Genomic DNA, 18,868 nt, shown 5'->3' on the forward strand with positions numbered 1-18,868 from the left:
GGTTTAAACCAATTTGAAGACACAATATTTGAGCAGGGAAAATTCTCAAGCTTTTTCGGCAGGCTGACGCCATTTTTGTGGGCCAGGTAGCAAGTTCATCGTTAGCGAGGACACCACCAGAATGGCGATGCCCTCCAGATTCAGGCGGGCACTCTTGTTCTTGCAATAATTACTGTTTCCCCCACAATCTCCGCGAATTATCCTCGATCTGCCCGCTAATACGTCGCTTCTGCATCGTTCTTGTCCAGCTGGTCGATAACCCCGCAGCCGACAACAGACGATGATACTGTTCGTCATCAAACGGCATATGCCAGGCAATTGCGCAGGCGTCGTACACAGAGACATCACTCAGGCGTGACGCCAGCTCCAGCGGTGCATCCGCCGAAACCTGCCCGGCCAGCACCACGCGGTACAGCCAGCCGGTTTTGCCCACGCTTTGCAGCTGAGCTGACATATCACTAATGCCGAAATGGAAGTTAAGCTTGAAGCACGGTGAGCGCGGCTGCGTGACCTGAATCAGCGCCTCACCCCAGCGAAAGATATCGCCAATAAAGACGTTCTTTTCGGTCAGCCCTTCGGTCGAGAGGTTCTCACCGAACGCGGGTGCAACAAACAAATCCGCCTGCTCGGGGAATTCGGCTATCCAGTGACGATAATGTTCGCGAGGATAGTGGCACAGCGCGCGCTCAGGCCCGCCGTGGATTTTCGCTTCGGCCTGCTCGTCACCCGCAAGCCCAAGGTCGGTTAACGTCAGCTCACCATCGACCTGAATTTTGGCGATGGCGCTTGGGCGGCTACCGTCGTAATCCCTGACCTTGCCTGTAAACACATTCACCGGGTAATGCATCGCGACTCCTTTATATACCCTAAATAATTCGAGTTGTAGGAAGGCGGCAAGAGAGTGAATCCCCAGGAGCTGACTCCAGTAAGTGACTGGGGTGAGCGAGCGCAGCCAACGCACCTACAACTTGAAGTATGACGGGTATACAGATACAAAAAAAGCGAGTCATCAGACTCGCTTCTCAGAGGTGGCAATGCAACCTTATTTTTTCGCGGCAAAACGCGCTGCGGCTTCGTCCCAGTTCACCACGTCCCAGAAGGCTTTGATGTAGTCCGGGCGGCGGTTCTGGAATTTCAGGTAGTAAGCGTGTTCCCACACGTCCAGACCCACGATTGGGAAACCGGATGCGCCAGAGATCGCTTCCCCCATCAACGGGGAATCCTGGTTAGCGGTAGAAACAATCGCCAGTTTGTCACCTTTCAGTACCAGCCACGCCCAGCCAGAGCCGAAACGGGTTGCAGCAGCTTTTTCGAATTCCGCTTTGAAGTTATCAACGGAACCGAAGTCGCGTTCAATAGCCGCTTTCAGGTCGCCCTGCAGGGTGGTACCGGTTTTCAGGCCTTTCCAGAAAAGACTGTGGTTAGCGTGGCCGCCAGCGTTATTACGCAGAACGGTTTTCTTGTCCGCTGGCAGCTGATCCAGTTTAGCGATCAGCTCTTCAGCAGACAGGTTAGCGAACTCTGGCAGGCTTTCCAGCGCGGCATTCGCGTTGTTTACATAGGCCTGGTGGTGTTTAGTGTGATGGATTTCCATCGTCTGCTTGTCAAAATGCGGTTCCAGTGCGTCGTAGGCATACGGCAGGGATGGCAGTGTATAACTCATAATCCTCTCCATTAATGTCGGGCGGCACAACTGTTAATGCCGCGTAAGCAGTTGGTTCATTATAGTTAATTAAATGGTATTGAAAATGATTATCAATGCCGTAATTTCTATAAGGTTATCGCGCTTTGACAAATGGATTAATTATTAAATTTATCATGCAGTTAATGCGTTATTTCGTTAATTTTGTTCCGCGACCAGCAAAGCACAGGTGTCCGGCTCCAGCGCCTTAAAGATATGCAACTGGTCGGCGGGATAGCTTATGTAATCCCCTTCTCCCAGCTCTTCCGGTGCGTCAAGCGGGCCCACTATCGCCCGCCCCTGTGTGACGATAATATGCTCAACTGAACCTGGAGAATGTGGCTGGGAAATACGGTCTGCACCCGGCTGGGTCTGCAACAGATAGATATCACGGCGGGCACCCGGTGGGCACGCTGCCAGCAAAATGGCCTCATAGTTGGCCTGCCCGGCGACCACCTTCGTTCCTTCCCCCCGGCGGATCACCTGAGTGGTTGGCTGCTGCGGCTCAAGCAAGCGGGCGAAAGGAATGTCCAGCGCCACACAAAGCGACCAGAGCGTCTCCAGGCTAGGGTTACCATTGCCGGACTCCAGCTGGGAGAGCGTTGATTTGGCGATCCCGGCACGGCGGGCAATTTCCGCCAGTGAAAGCCCGGTTCGCAGACGTTCTCGCACCAGACTGCTGGCGATCACGCAAATTGGCTGCGTCATAAAACGGCCTCTTGTTCTTTATATCGAACGAATCGTTCATCTTGTAAAACACTTCTGATGCGTTCATTATAATGGAAATACGTTCGATATGGCTAAAACTGTATGAAGCACCACCTCTCCTGCCTTAAAGGCGACACCATAAAAGCAATCATCCTTGTTTGTCTGGCGGTTGGCGTTGTCGGAATGTCCTACGGCTCGCTGGCGATGGCATACGGTTTCCCGCTCTGGGTACCGTTTGTGCTTTCCCTCACCGTGCTGGCAGGGGCTTCAGAATTTATGTTTATCGGTATTGTGGCTAGCGGTGGTAACCCGCTGGCGGCAGCGGCTGCCGGGTTACTGGTTAACGCACGCCATGTGCCGTTTGGCGTCACGGTGCGTGAGCTGGTCGGCAAACGCGGTGCGAGCCTTCTGGGATGCCACATCATGAACGACGAAAGCGTGGTGTTTGGCCTGTCGCAAAAAACGCCCGAACAGCGTAAAGCAGCCTACTGGCTGTGCGGTTTAGGCATCGCGGTCATCTGGCCGTTGGGTGCGCTACTGGGCGCAATGGTCGGCAAACTGCTGCCCGCCCCGGAAACCATCGGGCTGGATGCCGTATTCCCGGCCATTTTGCTGGCGCTGGTCGTTCCCGCGTTTAAAAACCGAACCACGCTGATCCGCGCCTGCAGCGGCGCAGTCTTGTCGCTGGCCGCCGTGCCATTTACCCCGGCGGGTTTACCGGTTCTGCTCGCTTTACTGGGCCTTGCCGCGAGGAAAAAATAATGGAAAACATAACGGTCTTTATTCTCGGTATCGCCATTTTGTCTGCGGGGACGTATCTGATGCGTCTTGGCGGGGCAAAAATCGGCAGCCGACTGGCATTGTCAGAGCGCTCCCAGGCGCTGCTTTCTGATGCAGCAACGGTATTACTGTTTTCCGTCGCGCTGGCGACAACGTTTTATGAAGGGGAACACTTTGCCGGGATGGCGCGGGTGCTGGGCGTGGCGTTTGCGGTATTCCTGGCCTGGCGCAAGATGCCGTTAATTGTGGTGATCGTTGCGGCGGCGGTGGTCACTGCGCTATTGCGTCTGGCGGGCATAAACTAAAAAAGCGCCCGGGGGCGCTCTTTCGACGGTGTGACAGGCTTATTTGTTCAGTTCAGCGGTCATGTGTACACGGTTACCGGAAAACGCCTGGGTAATTTTGTAGGACGACGCGCCCGCTTCCTGAGCCTGAGCGGCGATTTTTGCTTCTGCACCATCAATGGTAGAGGCAGTTGCCGTGACCGTCTGAGCAGCGAAAGAACCAAAAGAAGCAGACAGAGCGATTACAGCGACAAAAGTTTTGATGCTTTTCATGATATAAACCCTTTCAATTAGTTGTTTGTATAAGGCGTGTCGCCTTGATGAGATAAATACTAGACCTCATCACCGACAACTAAAAGCGGAAGGATTTGCCAAATTCATTCAAAATTACTGATCAACAATCAATCGTTGAGGATGAGTATAAATCGTCGCCCTTCCCGGTTTACAGAACCCCACCAGCGTCAGGTTGCAGCGCTCAGCCACCTCCACTGCCAGCGTCGTTGCTGCCGACACCGCAAACAGAATTTCAACGCCGCACATCGCGGATTTTTGCACCATTTCATAGCTGGCACGGCTGGATACTAATGCCGCTCCCTGCTGCCAGATTTCACTTTCACGCGCACGGCGACCAAGCAGCTTATCCAGCGCCACATGGCGACCAACGTCCTCATGCCCCCCGACAATATCCCCCGACGGCAACACCCACGCCGCCGCGTGCGTACAACCGCTCAACTGGCCGATGGGTTGAACATCATTAAGGTGCTCAAGCGCTTTATTGAGGTTCGCAAGGTTGAAGGTCTGGGTAAACGGCAGAGGCACAACAGGTTTGCCGATATCGTTGAGCTGTTCTACACCACACACTCCGCAGCCAGTACGCCCGGCCAGCGCCCGACGGCGCTCTTTCAGCCCCATAAAGCGGCGGCTGGAAAGTTCGATTTGTACTTCCAGTCCATTGCAGGCCTGAACCACGTCCATGCCGTAGATCTCCTGAGGGTGCTCAATTATCCCTTCGGAGAGGGAAAACCCAATGGCGAACAGATCGAGATCTTTCGGAGAGGCCATCATTACAACGTGGGAAATACCGTTGTAGACCAGTGCAACCGGGACTTCCTCCGCCAGAAAATCAGGCGTGGCATGGGTAATGTGGGGGGGTCTGTGTACCGGCAGTTCCACAATACCAGCGGGTAGTGGCGACGAGTGGGGAGCACGATTTTGTTTAGACACAACGGTATTCCTGAACAACCACGGAGGTGAGCCTGCTATTGCATCACAAAGTGCAGGCCTTACGCATAGTATGGATCAACTTTTAAGCGCCCATCCCCATCAAGTTTACCTACTCATTTGGGAGAGGTGCAACGAAGACCATGATACACCCCTTTAACATGCAGGGTTAATAACGTGACTAATATCACATTTTATAATCAGCAGGGTGATAATACGTTCACTTTGTATTAACGCCATTGGAACAGGCTTACCGACATTGTGGTATTCTGATGATATCCCTCGTGGGATTGAGGGATTAGAACAAATTTTCTTCTTTGTGGTTGAAAAAACAACCGTGAAGTTAAAACTACATATGTAAGCAATGTCGAAACAAGGAGTGACCCATGCAGGTCAGCAGAAGGCAGTTCTTTAAGATCTGCGCTGGCGGTATGGCAGGCACCACGGCAGCGGCGCTGGGCTTTGCCCCCGGCGTAGCGCTGGCGGAGACGCGGCAGTACAAACTGCTGCGCACCCGCGAAACCCGTAATACCTGTACATACTGCTCTGTCGGTTGCGGGCTGTTGATGTATAGCCTCGGCGACGGTGCGAAAAACGCCAAAGCGTCTATCTTCCACATCGAAGGTGACCCGGATCATCCGGTCAATCGCGGGGCGTTATGCCCGAAAGGGGCCGGTCTGGTGGACTTTATTCACTCAGAAAGCCGCCTGAAATTCCCTGAATACCGCGCCCCAGGTTCCGACAAATGGCAGCAAATCAGCTGGGATGATGCATTTGACCGCATCGCAAAACTGATTAAAGAAGACCGCGATGCCAACTTTATTGCCCAGAACGCCAATGGCGTCACGGTCAACCGCTGGCTCTCCACCGGGATGCTGTGTGCTTCCGCTTCCAGTAACGAAACCGGCTACTTAACCCAGAAATTTACGCGTGCACTCGGTATGCTCGCAGTCGACAACCAGGCGCGTGTCTGACACGGACCAACGGTAGCAAGTCTTGCTCCAACATTTGGTCGCGGTGCGATGACCAACCACTGGGTCGACATCAAGAACGCCAACCTTATTGTGGTGATGGGCGGTAACGCCGCTGAAGCGCACCCTGTCGGGTTCCGCTGGGCGATGGAAGCCAAAATCCACAACGGTGCGAAACTGATTGTGATCGATCCCCGCTTTACGCGTACTGCGTCAGTGGCGGATTTCTACACCCCTATTCGTTCAGGTACTGACATCACTTTCCTGTCAGGCGTATTGCTGTACCTGATGACCAACGAAAAATATAACCGCGAATACACTGAGGCGTATACCAACGCCAGCCTGATCGTGCGTGAGGATTATCACTTCGAAGATGGCCTGTTCAGCGGTTATGATGCCGAAAAACGCAAGTACGACAAAACCAGCTGGAACTACGAGCTGGATGAAAACGGCTTTGCGAAACGCGACACCACCCTGCAACACCCGCGTTGTGTATGGAACCTGCTGAAAGAGCACGTTTCACGCTATACACCGGACGTTGTCGAAAACATCTGTGGTACGCCGAAGGCTGACTTCCTGAAAGTGTGTGAGCTTATCGCCGAAACCAGTGCGAAAGATAAAACCGCATCGTTCCTGTACGCCCTCGGCTGGACACAGCACTCTATCGGTGCGCAGAACATCCGTACGATGGCGATGGTTCAGCTGCTGCTCGGCAACATGGGCATGGCAGGCGGCGGCGTAAATGCCCTGCGCGGTCACTCCAATATTCAGGGTCTGACTGACCTCGGCCTGCTGTCACAAAGCCTGACCGGCTACATGACGCTGCCAAACGAAAAACAGACTGATCTGCAAACCTACCTGACAGCCAGCACGCCAAAACCGCTGCTCCAGGGCCAGGTGAACTACTGGGGCAACTATCCGAAGTTCTTCGTCTCCATGATGAAGGCATTCTTCGGTGACAAAGCGACAGCTGAAAACAGCTGGGGCTACGACTGGCTGCCGAAGTGGGACAAAGGTTACGACGTTCTTCAGTACTTCGAGATGATGCACCAGGGCAAGGTCAACGGCTATCTGTGCCAGGGCTTTAACCCGGTGGCGTCATTCCCGAACAAGAACAAGGTTGTGGCCTCTCTGTCAAAACTGAAGTTCCTGGTAACGATTGACCCACTCAATACCGAAACCTCGACCTTCTGGCAGAACCACGGTGAATCGAACGATGTCGACCCATCGAAGATTCAGACCGAAGTGTTCCGCCTGCCATCCACCTGCTTCGCGGAAGAGAACGGTTCTATCGTCAACTCCGGCCGCTGGCTGCAGTGGCACTGGAAAGGTGCGGACGCCCCGGGCATTGCCATGAACGACGGCGAGATCCTGGCCGGCATCTTCCTGCGCCTGCGTAAGATGTACGCGGCAGAAGGCGGTGCGAACCCTGAACCGGTTCTGAACATGACCTGGAACTACTCGACACCGGAAAACCCATCACCGGAAGAAGTGGCGATGGAGAGCAACGGTAAGGCACTGGCGGATGTTATCGACCCGGCCACCGGTGCAGTCCTGGCGAAGAAAGGCGAACAGCTCAGCACCTTCGCGCACCTGCGTGATGACGGTACTACCTCCAGCGGCTGCTGGATCTTTGCCGGTAGCTGGACGCCGAAAGGTAACCAGATGGCCAACCGCGATAACGCCGACCCGTCGGGCCTTGGTAATACGCTGGGCTGGGCATGGGCGTGGCCGCTGAACCGTCGCATTCTCTATAACCGTGCCTCCGCAGATCCGCAGGGTAACCCGTGGGATCCGAAGCGTCAGCTTCTGAAATGGGATGGCGCGAAATGGGGTGGCGTGGATGTTCCGGACTACAGCACTGCCGCACCAGGCAGCGATGTCGGGCCGTTTATCATGCAGCCTGAAGGGATGGGGCGTCTGTTTGCTATTGATAAAATGGCTGAAGGCCCGTTCCCGGAACACTACGAGCCGTTTGAGACGCCGCTGGGCACCAACCCGCTGCACCCGAACGTGGTCTCTAACCCGGCAGCCCGTATCTTTAAGGGCGATTTTGAAGCGCTGGGTAAAAAAGACAAGTTCCCGTACGTGGGCACCACTTATCGCCTGACCGAACACTTCCACTACTGGACCAAGCACGCGCTGCTTAATGCTATCGCGCAGCCGGAACAGTTTGTGGAGATCGGTGAGAAGCTGGCGAACAAGCTCGGCATCGCACATGGTGATACCGTGAAGGTCTCTTCTAACCGTGGCTATATCAAGGCCAAGGCCGTAGTGACCAAGCGTATTCGTACGCTGAACGTTCACGGTCAGCAGGTGGATACCATCGGCATCCCGATCCACTGGGGTTATGAGGGCGTGGCGAAAAAAGGGTTTATTGCGAACACCCTGACGCCGTTCGTCGGTGATGCGAACACGCAGACGCCGGAGTTTAAGGCCTTCCTCGTGAACGTGGAAAAGGTGTAACGGAGACGACTTATGGCTTATCAATCTCAAGACATTATCCGTCGTTCCGCGACTAACGGTTTCACACCCGCGCCACAGGCGCGGGACCACCAGCAGGAAGTGGCGAAACTTATCGACGTGACCACCTGTATCGGCTGTAAAGCCTGTCAGGTGGCCTGTTCAGAGTGGAACGATATCCGTGACGAAGTGGGTCATAACGTTGGGGTGTACGACAACCCGGCGGATTTGACCGCGAAGTCCTGGACGGTGATGCGTTTCTCGGAAGTGGAGCAGAACGACAAACTGGAATGGCTGATCCGCAAAGACGGCTGTATGCACTGTGCGGATCCGGGTTGCCTGAAGGCGTGTCCGTCGGAAGGGGCTATCATTCAGTATGCTAATGGCATCGTCGACTTCCAGTCCGAGCAGTGCATTGGCTGTGGCTACTGCATCGCGGGCTGCCCGTTCAACGTGCCACGACTGAACCCGGAAGACAACCGCGTCTACAAATGTACGCTGTGTGTTGACCGCGTCAACGTCGGTCAGGAACCCGCCTGTGTGAAGACCTGCCCAACCGGTGCTATCCACTTTGGCTCTAAAGAGGATATGAAAACGCTGGCGGCTGAGCGCGTAGGCGAGCTGAAAACCCGTGGTTACGATAACGCAGGCCTGTACGATCCGGCCGGTGTTGGCGGAACGCACGTCATGTACGTACTGCATCACGCCGACAAGCCGAATCTGTATCACGGCCTGCCGGAGAACCCGGAAATCAGCGCCACCGTTAAGTTCTGGAAAGGCATCTGGAAACCGCTGGCAGCGGTCGGTTTTGCTGCCACCTTCGCAGCAAGTATCTTCCACTACGTCGGTGTCGGCCCGAACCGCGCGGAAGAGGAAGACGACGACAAGCATGAAGAGAAAGACGAGGTGCGCAAATGAGAAAACGTGACACCATCGTGCGCTACTCCGCGCCGGAACGCATCAACCACTGGGTCACCGCCTTCTGTTTCATGCTGGCGGCGATAAGCGGGCTAGGGTTCTTCTTCCCGTCCTTCAACTGGCTGATGCAGATCATGGGGACACCACAGCTGGCGCGTATACTGCACCCGTTTGTTGGCGTCATCATGTTCGCGTCGTTCATCATCATGTTTTTCCGATACTGGCACCATAACCTAATCAATCGGGATGATATCTTTTGGGCGAAGAATATTCGTAAGATCGTCGTCAACGAGGAAGTGGGTGATACCGGGCGTTATAACTTCGGCCAGAAATGCGTATTCTGGGCGGCGATTATCTTCCTGGTCCTGTTGCTGGTAAGCGGTGTGATCATCTGGCGTCCGTACTTTGCGCCTGCTTTCTCAATCCCGGTGATCCGATTCGCGCTGATGCTGCATTCATTTGCCGCAGTGGCGTTAATTGTGGTTATCATGGTGCATATTTACGCCGCCCTTTGGGTGAAAGGCACCATTACCGCGATGGTGGAAGGCTGGGTAACCAGTACGTGGGCGAAGAAACATCACCCGCGCTGGTACCGTGAAGTCCGCCAGAAACAGGAAAAGTCATCTGAATGAGTATTCGCATAATCCCGCAAGATGAGCTGGGTTCGAGCGAGAAACGCACGGCGGAATATATTCCGCCGTTGTTATTCCCCAGACTCAAGAACCTCTATAACCGCCGCGCAGAGCGTCTGCGCGAGCTGGCAGAGAACAACCCTCTGGGCGATTTTCTGCGTTTTGCCGCGCTCATTGCCCACGCGCAGGAAGTGGTGCTGTACGACCATCCGCTGCAAATGGATCTGACCGCGCGCATTAAAGAAGCCAGCGAGCAAGGTAAACCGCCGCTGGATATTCACGTACTGCCGCGCGATAAGCACTGGCACACACTGCTGCATTCGCTGATTGCTGAGCTAAAACCGGAGATGAGCGGTACCGCGCTGGCGGTTATTGAGAATCTGGAAAAAGCCTCCGATATGGAACTGGAAGAGATGGCGAGCGCGCTGTTTGCTTCTGATTTCTCGCTGGTCAGCAGTGATAAAGCACCGTTTATCTGGGCTGCGTTGTCGCTCTACTGGGCGCAAATGGCAAGCCTCATCCCAGGCAAGGCCCGTGCCGAATATGGTGAAGCGCGCCAGTTCTGCCCGGTGTGTGGCTCGATGCCGGTTTCCAGCATGGTGCAAATTGGTACCACCCAGGGGCTACGCTACCTGCACTGCAACCTGTGTGAAACCGAGTGGCATGTGGTGCGCGTGAAGTGCAGCAACTGCGAGCAGACCCGCGATCTCAACTACTGGTCGCTGGAAAACGAAGACGCAGCGGTGAAAGCCGAAAGCTGCGGCGACTGTGGTACCTACCTGAAAATTCTGTATCAGGAAAAAGACCCGAAAGTCGAAGCCGTGGCCGACGATCTCGCCTCGCTGATTCTGGACGCCAAAATGGAGCAAGAGGGCTTTGCCCGCAGCTCTATCAACCCGTTCCTGTTCCCGGGTGAAGGGGAGTAACCCCTTGTGACAGCGCCGGGCGGCGCAAGCTTGCCCGGCTTACAGTTGATAAGGGGAAATGACCCCAGCAATACCCGCAAAGTCTTTGGTATTTCGTGAAATCAGCGGGCAGTTTCTGCTCTGAGCAGTCGCCAGGATGATGGCGTCTGGAAGCTTCATCCCATATTTCTCACGCAGTAAGACTGCTTCTTTCAGCAATATCCCGCGAGACATCGATCATTTCAAACGCGCCCATTATCGCTGCTGTTTTCGTCTCATGACCATGTTTACAAGCGCCTACCTTTTTGTAGGGTCAAAGCAGATAACAAAAATAGCTCTCGCATTTGCGAGCCGCTTTCCAGATCTCTGGTTTCACCAAATTTCTTTGTTTTCATCAGCAATAAACCAGGCTATAAAACTGTATATTCATACAGTCAAAGAGACTCTGTCATGGCACTGGAAAAAGGGATTGAACAACTGGTTCAGGAATTTATCGCTGCAGGCCGGCCCTCATCACGTCATCAGAATATTAATGCCCGACGAGCGGGGTATGTTGCCAGTACGGGACTTGCCGGAGAGGTAGAAACTCGCATACACGTTGAAACGCATGTTCTTGAGGGCCTTATTATTCGTGTATTTTCGCCCCCCAACGCGCCTGAAACATTACCTGCTACCATCTACTATCACGGTGGGTGCTTTATCAGCGGCGGCTTTGATACGCATGATAACCAACTCCGTCAGCTAGCCTGGTACGGCAATTGCCGGGTGATTGCGGTTCAGTACAGACTGGCACCAGAGCATACCTTCCCCACCGCGCATGACGACGCAGAAAGAGGTGCGATACTGGTCTGGCAATATGCGAACACGTTGGGTGTAGATAAAAACCGGATCACGCTTTGCGGGGACAAGTGCGGGAGGGCATCTGGCGCTGGTGACGGCGCTACGGCTAAAGGCCAAAGGTCTCTGGCAACCTGCGCAGCTCATACTTATCTATCCCATGCTCGACGCCACGGCGAGTTTTGAAAGTTACACCCTCAATGGCACAGATTATATTATCACCCGCGATACCCTGCTCAGCGGATATGAAATGTATCTGGCAGACACCGATCGTCAGCATCCAGAAGCCAGCCCACTGTGGCGGGATGATTTTAACGGTCTTCCGCCAGTACACATTATTACCGCCGAGTATGATCCGCTATGTGATGAGGGGGAGATGCTTTATCAGTATCTGACAGAGCAGGGGGTGGTATGTACCGCTCAGCGCTGGCTGGGAGTCATCCATGGCTTCTTTCAGCTCGGTGGAATCAGCCGTTCAGCACGAGACGTAATGAAGGATATCGCCTGGCGGATTGAAAACGCCCGGCGATAACAGCGGGAGGAGATTACTCCTCCTCGTTCCCACCTTCTTCATACGCACCAAACGGCTTCGCAGGGAGAACGATGTAAGTTCCTTCAAATATCGCGCCCGACGTTTCATCACCGAACAGCTCTACCTGCATCTGCACCCGAGCTTTGCGTCCACGTGCCAGACGGTCGAGATCGCCTCCCAGCGAACCGAGATCGGCAACGGCGCTCGGCTTGCCGCTAATTGGCGCGCTGTAGCGAATGTGGGCATCTGCCAGAATGATGGTGCCACCAAGATGACGTTCGCGCAGCATCAACCAGATAAGCCCCCAACCGGTGAGCGTAGCCAGTGAGAACAGACTGCCAGCAAACAGCGTGTGGTGTGGGTTCTGATTGCCGGTTTCCGGCATCGTGGTCATAAATTTTTGCCCGGTGTACTGCTGAATGCGTACCCCCATCTTTTCACTCAGGGGGATGTGTTGATACCAGGCCTGCTGTAACTGACCGCACCAGTCGGCACGGTGCAGAATATCATCCAGCGTGGCGACGGGTTTAATCATCAGAAAGTGGCGCACCGGTGTGGTTTGCGGTGTGGTGATTTCACCCTGGTTAACAAAACCGAGCTTGGCGAAGAACTCCACGGCATCCTCGCGGGCACTACAGGTTACGCGCTTAACGCCTTCCTGACGGGCAACTGACTCCAGGGTCATCGCCATCAGTGTCCCCAGACCTTTGTCCTGCACAGAGGGGTGGACAGCCATAAAGCGAATAGACGCTTCGTTATCCGCGTTGATATACAGACGCCCGACGGCGACAAGGTTACCCTCTTCATCCACCACCATCTGGTGATGCGCCATTGCGTCCCAGGCGTCGCGTTCAGATCCTTTCGGTTGATGTAATGGCTTGCGCAGCATTTCCCAGCGGAACTGGTAATACACCTCTAACTCTTCTTCCGTTTGCGGTACTCGAAGGTGATACATAGCTGTACTCTCTCTTGTTACCCGCGGCCACGCCGCCAACTGGCTCATATCTGGAGCCAGAATGTGACGGGGCCATCGTTCACCAGCGAGACCTGCATATCTGCAGCGAATCGTCCGGTTTGCGTATTCATTTCCTGCTGGCGACAACGCTCAACAAAATACTCATAAAGTGCTTCTGCACGATCCGGGGCGGCCCCCCTGGAGAAGCCAGGACGCATGCCGCGCTCGGTATCTGCGGCCAGCGTAAACTGGGAAACAACCAGCACACTGCCACCCGCCTGCTGGACGTTCAGGTTCATCTTGCCTTCCGCATCACTGAAAATGCGGTAACCCAGCACACGCTCACACAAACGGTTAGCTTTTTGTTCGTCGTCATCCTTTTCGACACCTAACAACACCAAAAGTCCTGGGCCAATTTCACCCGTCACCTCATCCTCCACGGTGACGCTGGCACGGGTTACGCGCTGTATCAATGCAATCATGGTTGGTTTTCTTCTTGTTGTTTTTCAGCTTCAGCTGCTTTTCTGAGTTCGCGATATATGCCGAGAGTGACAGTTATTTCGGCACCAAGCAAGACGATACACCAGGTCCAGTAAACCCAGACAAACAAAATGGGGATCACCGCCAGCACGCCGTAAATCAGCTGATAAGAAGGGAACATGGTGATGTAGAGGGCAAAGCCTTTTTTGCCCAGTTCAAAGAACGCCGCCGCCACTAGCGCCCCAACGATAGCGTCGCGGTTAGGCACGCGAGTGGTCGGTACCACACTGTAGAGCAGCCAGAAAGAGAACCACGATAAAATCAGCGGGAAGATTCGCAGAACATTATCAATAACGCCGTTTAAGTCACTGGCCCAGCGCAACGAAAGAAGATACGAGCTGATAGCCAGGCTAGCACCCGCTAACAACGGGCCGAGCGTTAAAATCATCCAGTACACGGCAAAAGAGTACACTTTCGGGCGCACTTTTTTACTGTGCCAGATGGTGTTAAGCGCATTATCAATGGCATACATCAGAAGCAGCGACGTCACGATCAGGCCGCACGCCCCCACTGCCGTCATCTTGCTGGAGTTGGCAACGAACTGCTCAATATAGTTCTGTATAACATCGCCAGTGGCAGGAATGAAGTTCGCAAAGACAAAATGACGAAGCTGCAGGCTGACATCTGCAAACATCGGAAAAGCAGAAAAAAGCGCAAAGATGACGGCCACCAGCGGCACCAGTGAGAGTAACGACACATACGCGAGGTTCCCCGCCAGCGTCGTCATGTTGTCCTCGTCAATGCGGTGCCAGAGGAGTTTTAGCCACGCACGCAACGGGCGGGTATGGTGAGTGGCTTTTTGCTGAACGGTTTTTAGCATAGCTGCTTCGCAAAGTAGTTCGGTATCGTCTCTTTTCCGGTCACCAGAATTGACGTGATACCTAACTGGTTAGCTCCCTCTATATTATCGGCGTTGTCGTCGAAAAAGACCGCATCGGCCGCAGAGAATCCCTCCGACTGGAGAACAGCCTGATAAATTCGCGCTTCGGGTTTGCGCATGCCCATCTCCTGGGAGAGATAGATTTTATCTGCCGCCGCACGCACTTCAGGGTATTCATCTGGCCAGAACGTGGTGTGCAGACGGTTGGTATTTGACAGAACCACTACCCGATGCCCCTGCTCACGCAGTTTTTTCATGGTGACGATGACGTCCGGGCGGATCGCAACAAACACCGCCTGCCAGCCGTGGGAGAACTGCTCATAGCTTAACGGCAGCTCCATTTCATGACAGAAACGTTCAGCGAATTCTTCGTCGCTGATCTCGCCGCGCTCGTGCTGATGGAAAGTCTCCCCCATCGCGAAACTCTGTTTTAACGTCGCCAGTGGAACACGGCTGAAATCACTCCATGTACCCAGCACACGATTAAAATCGATATCGACGATTACATTTCCTAAGTCAAAGATATAAAGCATGTTTATCTCCTGCTCGCCGTGGAAAAGTAACTGTAGCGGGAAAGATAAGGTTTGGCTATGCGCCAGAACCCAGGTCAGAAAAAGAAAAACCCCGCCACAAGGACGGGGTTTTGCAGACTAAAAGAGGAGTGAATTACTCTTCTTTCGCACCGCGCATTGCACGTTTACGGTCGTTCTCAGTCAGGTGACGTTTACGGATACGGATAGACTGTGGAGTCACTTCTACCAGTTCGTCGTCATCGATGAATTCCAGAGCTTGCTCCAGGGTCATCTTGATCGGTGGAACCAGAACCGTTGCTTCGTCAGTACCGGACGCACGCATGTTGGTCAGTTTCTTACCGGTCAGGCAGTTTACAGTCAGGTCGTTAGAACGGCTGTGAATACCGATGATCTGGCCTTCGTAAACTTCAGCACCGTGACCCAGGAACAGCTTACCGCGGTCCTGCAGGCTGAACAGTGCGAATGCAACCGCTTTACCCTGACCGTTGGAGATCAGAACGCCGTTGTTACGCTGGCCCACGTCGCCTGGACGAACGTCGTCGTAGTGGCTGAAGGTGGAGTACAGCAGACCGGTACCAGAAGTCATGGTCATGAACTCTGAACGGAAGCCGATCAGGCCACGGCTTGGGATCACGTAGTCGAGACGTACGCGGCCTTTGCCATCTGGATTCATGTTTTTCAGGTCGCCTTTACGCTCACCCAGAGCCTGCATGACAGAACCCTGGTGCTGCTCTTCAACGTCCAGCGTTACGTTTTCGAACGGCTCTTGTTTACGGCCGTCGATTTCGCGGAAGATAACTTTCGGACGGGAAACCGCCATCTCGAAACCTTCACGACGCATGTTTTCGATAAGAACAGACAGGTGCAGCTCACCACGACCGGAAACGCGGAATGCGTCAGCGTCTGGGGTTTCTTCAACGCGCAGCGCAACGTTGTGCACCAGCTCTTTGTTCAGGCGGTCAAGGATCTGACGAGAGGTAACGAACTTACCTTCTTTACCACAGAACGGAGAGGTGTTGACGTTGAAGAACATGGATACGGTTGGTTCATCAACGGACAGGGCTGGCAGCGCTTCAACATTCTGCGGGTCGCAGATGGTGTCGGAGATGTTCAGCTCACCCAGACCGGTGATCGCGATGATGTCGCCTGCTTCAGCCACGTCGCTATCGATACGCTCCAGACCCAGGTGAGTCAGCACTTTACCGACTTTACCGTTACGGGTTTTGCCTTCGCTATCGATGATAGTAACCTGCTGGTTAGGCTTAACTTTACCGCGCTTGATACGACCAATGCCGATAACACCAACGTAGTTGTTGTAGTCGAGCTGAGAGATCTGCATCTGCAGGGTGCCGTCGAGATCAACGTTTGGTGCAGGAACACGGTCAACAATCGCCTGGTACAGCGGGGTCATGTCTTCAGCCATGTTCTCGTGATCCAGACCTGCGATACCGTTCAGCGCAGAAGCATAAACGATAGGGAAGTCCAGCTGCTCGTCAGTCGCGTCGAGGTTAACGAACAGGTCGAATACCTGGTCAACAACCCAGTCAGGACGCGCGCCAGGACGGTCAACTTTGTTGATAACTACGATTGGCTTCAGACCGTGGGCAAATGCTTTTTTGGTCACGAAGCGCGTCTGTGGCATTGGGCCATCCATTGCGTCAACGACCAGCAGAACGGAGTCTACCATGGACATTACACGTTCAACTTCACCACCGAAGTCGGCGTGCCCTGGGGTATCAACGATGTTGATACGGTAGTCATTCCATTTAATCGCGGTGTTTTTCGCGAGGATGGTAATCCCACGCTCTTTCTCCAAATCGTTGGAGTCCATCACGCGTTCTTGGGTTTCGGCACGCGCATCAAACGTACCGGATTGCTGCAGCAGCTTATCAACCAGGGTAGTTTTACCATGGTCAACGTGCGCGATGATGGCGATGTTACGCAAATTTTCGATCACAACTTTGCCTCAGGCATTTAGAAATAGCGCGTTATTGTACACGGATTAATCGCACTACAAAACAGGATCACAAACATCCCCCGCAAACAAGTATTGCAGAGATGCTTTGTGATCGCTTTCACGGAGCGGTAAAAGGGCACTTTCACGTAAATTGCACCAATATGGTGCTCAATGTTCACATTGAAGCACTATACTGGTGCAAGATGACCATCATGGTGCAGCCCTTTTGCACTATGGTGCGCATGATAACGCCTTTTGGGGGTGTTTTAAAAGTTGGCACAGATTTCGCTTTATAAAAATACATGGCACACGGCCAGTACAAACAGAAATTGAAGACCTCGTTACCACGACGACAATGACCAATCTGGAGAGTTAAGTATGTCCGCTGAACACGTTTTGACGATGCTGAACGAACATGAAGTGAAGTTTGTTGATCTGCGCTTCACCGATACCAAAGGTAAAGAACAGCACGTCACTATTCCTGCTCATCAGGTGAACGCCGAGTTCTTTGAAGAAGGCAAAATGTTTGACGGCTCCTCCATTGGCGGCTGGAAAGGCATTAACGAATCCGACATGGTTCTGATGCCGGACGCGACGACTGCGCTCATTGACCCGTTCTTCGAAGAGCCAACGCTGATCATCCGCTGTGATATCCTCGAGCCAGGCACGCTGCAGGGTTACGATCGCGACCCACGCTCCATCGCTAAACGTGCTGAAGAGTACCTGCGTTCTACCGGCATCGCAGACACCGTTCTGTTCGGGCCAGAGCCAGAATTCTTCCTGTTTGACGACATTCGTTTCGGCGCTTCAATTTCTGGTTCCCACGTTGCTATCGATGATATCGAAGGCGCATGGAACTCTTCCACCAAATACGAAGGTGGTAACAAAGGTCACCGTCCTGGCGTGAAAGGCGGTTACTTCCCGGTTCCTCCGGTCGATTCTTCACAGGACATTCGTTCTACCATGTGTCTGGTGATGGAAGAGATGGGCCTGGTGGTTGAAGCACACCACCACGAAGTCGCAACTGCTGGCCAGAACGAAATCGCAACCCGCTTCAACACCATGACCAAAAAAGCGGATGAGATTCAGATCTACAAATACGTTGTGCACAACGTTGCGCACCGTTTCGGTAAGACCGCAACCTTCATGCCAAAACCAATGTTCGGCGATAACGGTTCCGGTATGCACTGCCACATGTCCCTGTCCAAGAACGGTACCAACCTGTTCTCTGGCGATAAGTATGCAGGTCTGTCTGAGCAGGCACTGTTCTACATTGGCGGCGTAATCAAACACGCTAAGGCAATCAACGCCCTGGCGAACCCAACCACCAACTCTTACAAGCGTCTGGTTCCGGGCTACGAAGCACCAGTGATGCTGGCATACTCTGCACGTAACCGTTCTGCTTCTATCCGTATCCCGGTGGTGGCTTCTCCGAAAGCGCGTCGTATCGAAGTTCGCTTCCCGGATCCAGCGGCTAACCCATACCTGTGCTTCGCAGCACTGCTGATGGCCGGTCTGGACGGTATCAAGAACAAGATCCACCCAGGCGAAGCAATGGACAAAAACCTGTATGACCTGCCGCCAGAAGAAGCGAAAGAGATCCCACAGGTTGCCGGTTCTCTGGAAGAAGCACTGAACGCGCTGGACGCTGACCGCGAGTTCCTGACTGCTGGTGGTGTGTTCACTGACGACGCTATCGATGCTTACATCGCTCTGCGTATTGAAGAGAACGACCGTGTGCGTATGACTCCGCACCCAGTTGAATTCGAACTGTACTACAGCGTTTAAGTCAGAATTAAAGAAAGAAATTAATACTCGGCGGATTTCTTGTCGCAGCAAGGCGGCAACTGAGTGAATCCCCGGGAGCATAGATAGCTATGTGACCGGGGTGAACGAAGGCAGCCAACGCGGCTGCGGCGAGAAAGACGCGAGAGGATTTTTTGTTGCCGTGGAAACTTTCAGCCCATCTTCGGATGGGCTTTTTTCTCCACCAACAAACTGATCTCACGCGCTTTTTGCAACGAAAAAGCTATACTGCACTAAATTAGTGCAACCAACTCCAGGAGACTGC

General features: G+C 53.7%; 17 protein-coding genes and 2 pseudogenes. 8 read left to right on the forward strand and 11 right to left on the reverse strand.

All coding sequences use genetic code 11. From position 1 onward, the window contains the following. Nucleotides 1–169: 169 nt before the first annotated feature. From yiiM to ACJ9N4_RS15265, 3 genes are all read right to left on the reverse strand, one after another. Nucleotides 170–847, reverse strand: a complete 678-nt coding sequence (yiiM, locus tag ACJ9N4_RS15255; protein WP_182919136.1) for a 6-hydroxyaminopurine reductase — start codon at nucleotides 845–847, stop codon at nucleotides 170–172. A gap of 195 nt (nucleotides 848–1,042) precedes the next feature. Further along, nucleotides 1,043–1,663: a superoxide dismutase [Mn] gene (sodA, locus tag ACJ9N4_RS15260; RefSeq protein WP_182273250.1), complete on the reverse strand. Its 621-nt coding sequence runs from the start codon at nucleotides 1,661–1,663 to the stop codon at nucleotides 1,043–1,045. A 177-nt stretch (nucleotides 1,664–1,840) separates the two neighbouring features. Beyond that, a complete protein-coding gene (locus ACJ9N4_RS15265) occupies nucleotides 1,841–2,389 on the reverse strand; it encodes a helix-turn-helix domain-containing protein (RefSeq protein ID WP_182273249.1) in 549 nt (182 codons plus the stop codon). Nucleotides 2,390–2,491: 102 nt separating this feature from the next. On the opposite strand from ACJ9N4_RS15265, the gene ACJ9N4_RS15270 reads away from it, so the two are divergent. Next, nucleotides 2,492–3,151, forward strand: coding sequence for an AzlC family ABC transporter permease (locus tag ACJ9N4_RS15270; protein ID WP_182919137.1), 660 nt, complete (start codon nucleotides 2,492–2,494; stop codon nucleotides 3,149–3,151). After that, nucleotides 3,151–3,474: an AzlD domain-containing protein gene (locus tag ACJ9N4_RS15275; RefSeq protein ID WP_182273247.1), complete on the forward strand. Its 324-nt coding sequence runs from the start codon at nucleotides 3,151–3,153 to the stop codon at nucleotides 3,472–3,474. The genes ACJ9N4_RS15270 and ACJ9N4_RS15275 overlap by 1 nt, the downstream gene beginning before the upstream one ends. Nucleotides 3,475–3,513: 39 nt before the next feature. On the opposite strand, the gene ACJ9N4_RS15280 is transcribed toward ACJ9N4_RS15275, so the two are convergent. Together ACJ9N4_RS15280 and fdhD are read right to left on the reverse strand one after the other, a co-directional pair. Further along, nucleotides 3,514–3,726 (reverse strand): DUF1471 domain-containing protein, encoded by a 213-nt coding sequence (locus ACJ9N4_RS15280; protein ID WP_182273246.1) that lies wholly within the window; start codon nucleotides 3,724–3,726, stop codon nucleotides 3,514–3,516. A gap of 114 nt (nucleotides 3,727–3,840) precedes the next feature. Then, nucleotides 3,841–4,677: a formate dehydrogenase accessory sulfurtransferase FdhD gene (gene fdhD, locus ACJ9N4_RS15285; RefSeq protein ID WP_182273245.1), complete on the reverse strand. Its 837-nt coding sequence runs from the start codon at nucleotides 4,675–4,677 to the stop codon at nucleotides 3,841–3,843. Between the two features lie 383 nt (nucleotides 4,678–5,060). Between fdhD and fdnG the strand changes: the two genes are divergently transcribed. Genes fdnG through fdhE form a run of 4 tightly spaced genes read left to right on the forward strand, consistent with a single transcriptional unit; the run spans nucleotide 5,061 to nucleotide 10,584 of the window. Further along, nucleotides 5,061–8,111, forward strand: a complete 3,051-nt coding sequence (gene fdnG, locus ACJ9N4_RS15290) for a formate dehydrogenase-N subunit alpha (protein WP_182919138.1) — start codon at nucleotides 5,061–5,063, stop codon at nucleotides 8,109–8,111. A gap of 12 nt (nucleotides 8,112–8,123) precedes the next feature. Then, the gene (gene fdxH / locus ACJ9N4_RS15295; RefSeq protein ID WP_182273243.1) at nucleotides 8,124–9,026 is read left to right on the forward strand and encodes a formate dehydrogenase subunit beta; all 903 of its coding nucleotides are present in this window, start codon (nucleotides 8,124–8,126) and stop codon (nucleotides 9,024–9,026) included. Beyond that, nucleotides 9,023–9,658: a formate dehydrogenase cytochrome b556 subunit gene (fdoI, locus tag ACJ9N4_RS15300; RefSeq protein ID WP_182273242.1), complete on the forward strand. Its 636-nt coding sequence runs from the start codon at nucleotides 9,023–9,025 to the stop codon at nucleotides 9,656–9,658. Before fdxH ends, fdoI begins: the two co-directional genes overlap by 4 nt. Beyond that, nucleotides 9,655–10,584 (forward strand): formate dehydrogenase accessory protein FdhE, encoded by a 930-nt coding sequence (fdhE, locus tag ACJ9N4_RS15305; RefSeq protein WP_182273241.1) that lies wholly within the window; start codon nucleotides 9,655–9,657, stop codon nucleotides 10,582–10,584. Before fdoI ends, fdhE begins: the two co-directional genes overlap by 4 nt. A gap of 39 nt (nucleotides 10,585–10,623) precedes the next feature. On the opposite strand, the pseudogene ACJ9N4_RS15310 reads toward fdhE, so the two are convergent. After that, a pseudogene (locus ACJ9N4_RS15310) lies at nucleotides 10,624–10,864 on the reverse strand (PIN domain-containing protein); the annotation flags it as partial. A gap of 149 nt (nucleotides 10,865–11,013) precedes the next feature. On the opposite strand from ACJ9N4_RS15310, the pseudogene ACJ9N4_RS15315 reads away from it, so the two are divergent. Next, nucleotides 11,014–11,932 (forward strand): annotated as a pseudogene (locus tag ACJ9N4_RS15315) (alpha/beta hydrolase). Between the two features lie 13 nt (nucleotides 11,933–11,945). On the opposite strand, the gene fabY reads toward ACJ9N4_RS15315, so the two are convergent. The 5 genes from fabY to typA form a co-directional block, all read right to left on the reverse strand. Beyond that, nucleotides 11,946–12,887: a fatty acid biosynthesis protein FabY gene (gene fabY, locus ACJ9N4_RS15320; protein WP_182273239.1), complete on the reverse strand. Its 942-nt coding sequence runs from the start codon at nucleotides 12,885–12,887 to the stop codon at nucleotides 11,946–11,948. 44 nt (nucleotides 12,888–12,931) lie between these two features. Then, nucleotides 12,932–13,369, reverse strand: a complete 438-nt coding sequence (gene dtd / locus ACJ9N4_RS15325) for a D-aminoacyl-tRNA deacylase (RefSeq protein ID WP_182273238.1) — start codon at nucleotides 13,367–13,369, stop codon at nucleotides 12,932–12,934. Next, on the reverse strand, nucleotides 13,366–14,247 hold the full coding sequence (locus ACJ9N4_RS15330) for a virulence factor BrkB family protein (protein ID WP_182919140.1): 882 nt from the start codon (nucleotides 14,245–14,247) through the stop codon (nucleotides 13,366–13,368). Before ACJ9N4_RS15330 ends, dtd begins: the two co-directional genes overlap by 4 nt. Then, complete coding sequence (yihX, locus tag ACJ9N4_RS15335; protein ID WP_182919141.1) at nucleotides 14,241–14,840, reverse strand: glucose-1-phosphatase; 600 nt, start codon at nucleotides 14,838–14,840, stop codon at nucleotides 14,241–14,243. The genes ACJ9N4_RS15330 and yihX overlap by 7 nt, the downstream gene beginning before the upstream one ends. 133 nt (nucleotides 14,841–14,973) lie before the next feature. Next, nucleotides 14,974–16,797, reverse strand: coding sequence for a ribosome-dependent GTPase TypA (gene typA, locus ACJ9N4_RS15340; protein ID WP_182273235.1), 1,824 nt, complete (start codon nucleotides 16,795–16,797; stop codon nucleotides 14,974–14,976). Between the two features lie 378 nt (nucleotides 16,798–17,175). Here typA and glnA point away from each other — a divergent pair, with 378 nt between their 5' ends. Beyond that, complete coding sequence (gene glnA, locus ACJ9N4_RS15345) at nucleotides 17,176–18,585, forward strand: glutamate--ammonia ligase (RefSeq protein WP_182273234.1); 1,410 nt, start codon at nucleotides 17,176–17,178, stop codon at nucleotides 18,583–18,585. The last annotated feature ends 283 nt before the right edge of the window (nucleotides 18,586–18,868 follow it).

The sequence above is a fragment of the Enterobacter sp. LM3 genome (assembly GCF_046622475.1).
GTDB lineage: Bacteria > Pseudomonadota > Gammaproteobacteria > Enterobacterales > Enterobacteriaceae > Enterobacter > Enterobacter cloacae_P.